This window comes from Streptococcus sp. (assembly GCF_019414905.1).
In the GTDB taxonomy this organism is placed as follows: domain Bacteria; phylum Bacillota; class Bacilli; order Lactobacillales; family Streptococcaceae; genus Streptococcus.
The window spans coordinates 1-6,213 of record NZ_DXLC01000207.1 but is presented as its reverse complement, the minus strand read 5'-3'; the positions used below and the strand labels follow the sequence as shown (position 1 = coordinate 6,213).

Genomic DNA, 6,213 nt, shown 5'->3' with positions numbered 1-6,213 from the left:
GGGAGTGCACCACTTCATAAGTAGCATCCGGGATTTGGAGAACCTTGACCGATACGGCGTTCTCCACACCTGATAAGTTGTCCTGCATCCCGTCGCCGACCCTGCTCAAGATAGGACCTTGAACTTCGACAACTTCTAACTTATCTTTCAAATATTGGGTAAAAGTGTTTTTGACAAAGGAAATCTCTTCTTGTTGATGGATAAAACTTTTCTTCATAAACTACTCCTCAAAAAATTAATTAAAAGCATTATACACCTATTTCCAAGAAAAGAAAAGAGAAAATTTAAAAAAATCAGTGCTCCTTCGAACACTGATTTCATGGACCTTTAGTCATTGCGACCAAAGATACGTAGAATACTGAGGAAAAGATTGATAAAATCAAGATAGATACTGAGTGCCATTGAGATGATCCAACCTGTCGCTACTTGTCCTCGTGACTGCTCATAGGCATAGCGAATCTTTTGATTATCCCAAGCAATCAAACCAGAGAAAACCAAGACCATGGCAATACTAATCATGTAGTCAAAGAAGCTATTGGCTAAAAATAGATTCACAACCATGGCAATGATGAGACCAACAAGCGCCGCCATCAAAGCTCGTCCCATTCCACTCAAATCCTTCTTGGTGAAAATCCCGATTGCCGCCATGACAAAGAAGAGAAGAGCGCTGGATACAAAGGCTGACAAAACTGTTCCCGGTGTATAGAAGGCTACGACAAAGCTAAGGGTGAAGCCATTCAGTAGGGAGTATACTAGAAATACTGGCAGAGCTGCTGGGCTATTTTTTGCAGCCATGCTACTTGCAACAAATACCAGAGCAAGTTCTGCAAAAGTTGCAACCATCAACCAGAGACGGCCATGCATTAAAAAGTAAGTCAATTGAGCCTGAAAGACTGTCAACATCAAAGCTGACACCAGAGCTGATAGTCCAATTCCAATCCCTACAAAGGCATAAACCTTAGCGTAAAATTGATTGAGACCTGAACGTTCTTGAATAATTGTTTGATTCATTCTGATTCTCCTTTTTCTATAACTATATCTTGATTATAACAAAGTTTTTTTAAATTAGCTGAAATAAAACATCAAAATGCCTGCGGCAACTGCCACATTGAGACTCTCCGCCCTACCTTTCATACCAATATGAACCAGCTGATTGGCACTTTCAGCCATGATAGGACTAATCCCTTGCCCTTCATTTCCCATGACTAAAGCAAAATTTTCTAGGGGAGAAAGCTCACGATAATCCTTGGAATCTCTCGATAAGGTCGTTGCCAGAATGGGCAAATTGCTCTTCTTTGCCTCTTCTATAAAGGTAGCAACAGGCATACGATAGATGGGCAAATGAAAATGGCTTCCTTGCATGGAACGCAGAGTCTTGAGACTGTAAATATCCGCTGACTTGTCTGAAACAATGACCCCTGTCAAACCTGCCGCGTCCGCAGTCCGAATCATGGTACCTACATTACCAGGATCTTGGACATCTTCTAAAAATAGAAACTTACCCTGACTAAAATCAGGCGGTCCCACTTCTTCTTTTTGAATAACTGCGACAATGCCTTGAGGTGTTTGCGTATCTGCCAAATCCCGCAAAATCTCCTCTGACACCCAGACAATTTGCGGAAAAGCAGATAACTGATCTCTATAACTTTCTAGGGCAAAAATTTTCTCAATCGTCACTCCAGCTTGAACAGTTTCTTCAAACAAGTGCCAACCTTCAATCAAATAAGTAGACTTACGGTATTTTTTTTGGTGTAATTTCTTGGCATTTTTTACCACAGAATTGGCTTTTGAGGTTATAATAGTCATAGAAATATTATAACACAATCAAAGGGGTTTGGTATGCAAAAGGTTAGAATGATCGCCCAAGGTAGGGTGCAGGGAGTCGGCTTTCGTTGGGGTGTTTACAGCTTGGCACTTGAAATTGGTGGCATCACAGGTCGAGTCTGGAATAATGACGACGGCACAGTGGAAATTTTAGCCCAAGCAGACTCATCTACTATCATGGCAAAATTTATCCAAGAAATCCGAAAAGGACCCACACCTTTTTCAAAAGTCAGCTACTTAGATGTCAAACTAAGTAACTTTCCTCCTTACCCTGACTTTAAAATCGCAAATTAGGTCTCTAGAACTATTGTATATTTTGTAAAAAAACAGTAGAATAGAAAGGTATAATTTTTAAAGAAGGAATAAAAACAGTGAAATCTATTAAACGTTTTGCACTCTCAGCTATGGGAGTGGCTATGTTGCTAGTCTTGACTGGCTGTGTTAGAGTCGATAAAGCCACAGGAAAGCCAATAGGATTTATTTGGAATACGATTGGAGCGCCTATGGCTGAAGCTATCAAGTACTTCGCTACTGATCAAGGTCTAGGCTTTGGTGTCGCTATCATCATCGTAACCATTATCGTGCGCTTGATTATCTTGCCACTTGGTATCTACCAATCATGGAAGGCAACGCTTCACTCTGAAAAGATGAACGCCCTCAAGCACGTCCTTGAGCCACACCAAACACGTCTCAAGGAAGCGACTACTCAAGAAGAAAAACTCGAAGCCCAACAAGCTCTCTTTGCCGCTCAAAAAGAACACGGCATCAGCATGTTTGGTGGTGTAGGATGTTTCCCTATCCTCCTTCAAATGCCTTTCTTCTCAGCTATCTACTTTGCTGCCCAACATACTGAAGGGGTTGCTCAAGCAAGCTACCTAGGCATTCCTCTAGGTTCTCCAAGTATGATTTTGGTTGCCTGCGCAGGTGTCCTTTACTATCTTCAATCGCTCCTTTCACTTCACGGAGTAGAAGACGAAACGCAAAGAGAACAAATAAAGAAAATGGCTTACGTGAGCCCAATCACGATTGTTGTCTTCTCCCTCATTTCACCAGCCAGTGTCACACTTTACTGGGTTGTCGGTGGTTTCATGATGATTCTCCAACAGTTTATCGTCAACTATATCGTTCGTCCAAAACTTCGCAAAAAAGTCCGTGAAGAACTGGCAAAGAACCCACCAAAAGCAAGTACTTTCTCTACACCAAGTGGACGAAAAGACGTTACCCCTGGACAACCAACTGCTATCACAAGCAAGAAAAACATAAAAATCGCAACGCTGGAAAACAACGTTCGAGATAAAGCTACGTAAATTATCCAATAATTAAAAAACGAATGAATGATAAATAGTTTTCATCAACTAGATATCATTCATTCGTTTTTATTATCTACCGTTACATCTTATACTAGTCGAAAAAGTTAAATAGTTTAAAAGCTCACATATAAAAACTATTCAATCATAAATTAACAAGTAAATCACTATGATTTAATACAATTCACAGTTATTAAAACTTCTGCTCCATCGTCTCTATTTCTAAGCTCAACTCGGCCTTTGTGTAGTTTTGCAACTCTACATACAAAACTAAGTCCAATACCATAATGTTGCTCTTTATACGATCTAGCTTTATCCATACGATAAAAGAGCTTCCCAAAATGAGTTAAAACTTCCTCTGGAAATTCCGAACCATTATTCCATATACCTATTTTCAATTCCTTCCCCTCTTGCTCTACTCTAATTTTAATTTTAGGATTCTGTTTATCTGCATACTCCAAAGCATTTGTTAAAATATTTTGTATTGCACGAATCAGAAGAGATGGATTTATATAATAGTTTTCAGTTCCTTTCACATTTTGTTCAAAAGAAAACTTCATCTGATTTTTTATCAAAAAAGAAACTTCTTTCTCTAATTCCTTGATAAAATCTGAAGAGGAATATTCCTCCCAGCCTGTCTCATCATCATAATAGGTTTTAGAATAGTGAATCAATTGATTGAAATAATCTAGTAACTGTTGACTAGCTCTTTCTATATCTGCTAAGCATTCTTGAGATTGGTCGTTTTCAGTTATCGTCTGCAAAAATTCCACATTTCCCCTAATAATGGTTAAGGGAGTTTTTAAATCATGAGAAGCTGCTGAAACCTGAAACATCAAATCTTCTTTCTGCTGTTTCTCATCAACTATTAATTGTCGAATTCTATCTTGCATCACAATAATCCGATTTCCTGTCTCACGAAATTCTTTAACCGTTAAACTTTCTGTACATTCCCTCTCCAACCACATACTATTTTCATAAATCAAAGTCATTTCATAACTCAGTTTTTTCAACAATTTTCCAATGTGATAACTTATTAGAATAATCAATAAAACACAAATATATATCCATGATGACACATTAAAAAAGATTGATAGAACACCACTATTGTTTAAAGGTTTCCCATCTTCATTTATTTGTATAGATACTGAAGCTAAGGGAATAAGATAGGCCATTAGTAAGCCAAGACTAAACTGCCAAATAATTCTCCAACAGGTTTCTCGAATTAATTGTCTAAAACTTTTGATTCTACCCATTGATATCCTCCACCGTACAAGGTTTTAATTGGATTTAATTGATAAGGTTTCAGCTTTTGACGAATTTGATAAATGTACTCTGAAACCGAACGTAAAAGAGCTTCTGAACTTTGTGGATATAGATAATTATAAATTTCCTCAATAGAATATATTTTACTTGGGGTGCTTGCCAAAAGATTCACTATGTCAAATTCCCTCCTTGTCAGAGCAATCTTATCATCGTTTACAAATAGTTCCTTACTATCCGTATATAGTATAAGCTTCCCAATCTTTATTTGATGAACATTTCCTTTATTCCGTTCTTCACGACGCAAGTGCATTTTAACACGTGCTAACAATTCTTGCATACTAAAGGGCTTCATAATATAATCATCAGCACCTGCATTAATTCCAGCTACTAAATCTTCATCCATATCCTTAGCAGTTATAAAACAGATAGGAACAGTTATCTGTTCGCGAATCATCTGACAGATCTCTAAACCACTAACAGGCATCATAATATCTAATAGAATCAAGTCAAAGCCTGTAAAATCACAAAGATCAATCTCTTCTATCTTATTTCGTATGACTACTTCATATTTTTCATATTCTAGTACTTTTTTTATTAGGCGAAGAATAGCAAGATCATCATCTACAACCAAAATTTTATAAGCCATAACTCACCCTCCTGAATATATTATAGCACTAACTGAGAAAAAGACAGGATATCCCCTGTCTTTAGCGTACATTTTTTCCTATAAGTATCAATGTAGCAAATAGAAAAACAATTAATAACCAAACTATTTGTATCCCTAAGCCTTGCCACACTGGATAATAAAGCGACAAGGGATGGGTATAAAAACAATTCATACTAGCTAGTAATGGTAAATTTCTAAAAAAAGAACTGAATTGTAGTAACATTTGTCCCAACCCCAATAAAAGGGATAAACTGATTCCCAAAATTAAGATAAAAGACTGGGAAATAAATACAAAAATACCACTTAAAAGAGAGAAGGTTAGAATAGAAATACATGCTGGAAATAGGATTGTCAGAACATTTTTAATATCGCTCAAAAGATTGATATTGTAGTATCCTTGGGTGATTAGTATACATAATGATATTACAGCGACCAATAATACAATTTCCACACATAATACAATAGCTAGTTTACAGATTATAAATTTCAAACGATTTGGACATGTAAGAAAACTGGTACGAAGGCTAGATCCTGTAAATTCTTGACCTATAAATAGGACCGCTAGACTAACGAAACCTGCCTGTCCTAAATAGAGACTTTGCAGTAGCTGTTCCAAAACAAACTGTAGAGTCAACTGGTCTGGCTTACTATTTAAAAAAACAACCATCGCCGGAACACACAGTAATAGAGCACCTACAATCAACCAGTGCCAAGGATTCATCATAAACTTGAGATACTCACTTTTAAGTTGTTCTTTCAACTTATTCACCTCCTCCGATATCTGACTTGAGTAAGCGGTAAATTGCTAAAGCCAAGAATGAGAAGTTCCAACAAAGTAAAAATAAAATATTTTGTAAACTATTATGTTCTAAAATTTGAGGAGATGTAGCAATCAATCCTTGCCCCAATGCAACTGGAAGAAATTTTGCAACCGATATATAGTTTGCTAAGAATGTTCCTAAATTGTAGACTTGGGGAAGTAAAAATAATAGAGGAACAATGGATGTTTTAAATGTCAAAGCCATAATATAGGCTAGCAGTCCCAACAAAGTCCAAGCTATACTGGCTAAAAATATATAGAACCAAACTGTTCCATTTAGTGAAAAAAGCAATAAGCCATCTTGTCCTAAAACATAATGTGTCATGTTA

At 37.0% G+C, this 6,213-nt stretch carries 6 protein-coding genes and 3 pseudogenes; 2 read left to right on the top strand and 7 right to left on the bottom strand.

Going from position 1 to position 6,213, the window contains the following annotated elements:
• The 3 genes and pseudogenes from QZ359_RS06275 to QZ359_RS06265 form a co-directional block, all read right to left on the bottom strand.
• Positions 1–217: pseudogene (locus QZ359_RS06275) on the bottom strand (asparagine synthetase A); the annotation flags it as partial.
• A 110-nt stretch (positions 218–327) separates the two neighbouring features.
• Positions 328–1,011 (bottom strand): Bax inhibitor-1/YccA family protein, encoded by a 684-nt coding sequence (locus tag QZ359_RS06270; RefSeq protein WP_293964231.1) that lies wholly within the window; start codon positions 1,009–1,011, stop codon positions 328–330.
• A 54-nt stretch (positions 1,012–1,065) separates the two neighbouring features.
• Positions 1,066–1,806 carry an RNA methyltransferase gene (locus QZ359_RS06265; RefSeq protein ID WP_125416616.1) on the bottom strand — a complete coding sequence of 247 codons (741 nt, stop codon included), beginning with the start codon at positions 1,804–1,806 and terminating at the stop codon, positions 1,066–1,068.
• 33 nt (positions 1,807–1,839) lie between these two features.
• On the opposite strand from QZ359_RS06265, the gene QZ359_RS06260 reads away from it, so the two are divergent.
• Entirely contained in the window at positions 1,840–2,118 is a 279-nt protein-coding gene (locus tag QZ359_RS06260; RefSeq protein WP_033681252.1) for an acylphosphatase, read from the top strand.
• Between the two features lie 77 nt (positions 2,119–2,195).
• Positions 2,196–3,121 (top strand): annotated as a pseudogene (gene yidC, locus QZ359_RS06255) (membrane protein insertase YidC).
• Positions 3,122–3,298: 177 nt separating this feature from the next.
• Here yidC and QZ359_RS06250 read toward each other — a convergent pair.
• The 4 genes and pseudogenes from QZ359_RS06250 to QZ359_RS06235 all read right to left on the bottom strand — a co-directional run.
• Entirely contained in the window at positions 3,299–4,387 is a 1,089-nt protein-coding gene (locus QZ359_RS06250) for a HAMP domain-containing sensor histidine kinase (RefSeq protein WP_261219359.1), read from the bottom strand.
• Complete coding sequence (locus tag QZ359_RS06245; protein ID WP_060806081.1) at positions 4,357–5,043, bottom strand: response regulator transcription factor; 687 nt, start codon at positions 5,041–5,043, stop codon at positions 4,357–4,359. The genes QZ359_RS06250 and QZ359_RS06245 overlap by 31 nt, the downstream gene beginning before the upstream one ends.
• 61 nt (positions 5,044–5,104) lie before the next feature.
• Complete coding sequence (locus tag QZ359_RS06240) at positions 5,105–5,824, bottom strand: ABC transporter permease (protein ID WP_060806080.1); 720 nt, start codon at positions 5,822–5,824, stop codon at positions 5,105–5,107.
• Position 5,825: 1 nt separating this feature from the next.
• Positions 5,826–6,213 (bottom strand): annotated as a pseudogene (locus QZ359_RS06235) (ABC transporter permease); the annotation flags it as partial.

What these genes read in the sequence shown, in the direction of transcription:
- QZ359_RS06260 (WP_033681252.1), top strand. Translation starts at nt 1,840, where the DNA reads ATGCAAAAGGTTAGAATGATCGCCCAAGGTAGGGTGCAGGGAGTCGGC.
- QZ359_RS06270 (WP_293964231.1), bottom strand. Translation starts at nt 1,011, where the DNA reads ATGAATCAAACAATTATTCAAGAACGTTCAGGTCTCAATCAATTTTAC.
- QZ359_RS06265 (WP_125416616.1), bottom strand. Translation starts at nt 1,806, where the DNA reads ATGACTATTATAACCTCAAAAGCCAATTCTGTGGTAAAAAATGCCAAG.
- QZ359_RS06245 (WP_060806081.1), bottom strand. Translation starts at nt 5,043, where the DNA reads ATGGCTTATAAAATTTTGGTTGTAGATGATGATCTTGCTATTCTTCGC.
- QZ359_RS06250 (WP_261219359.1), bottom strand. Translation starts at nt 4,387, where the DNA reads ATGGGTAGAATCAAAAGTTTTAGACAATTAATTCGAGAAACCTGTTGG.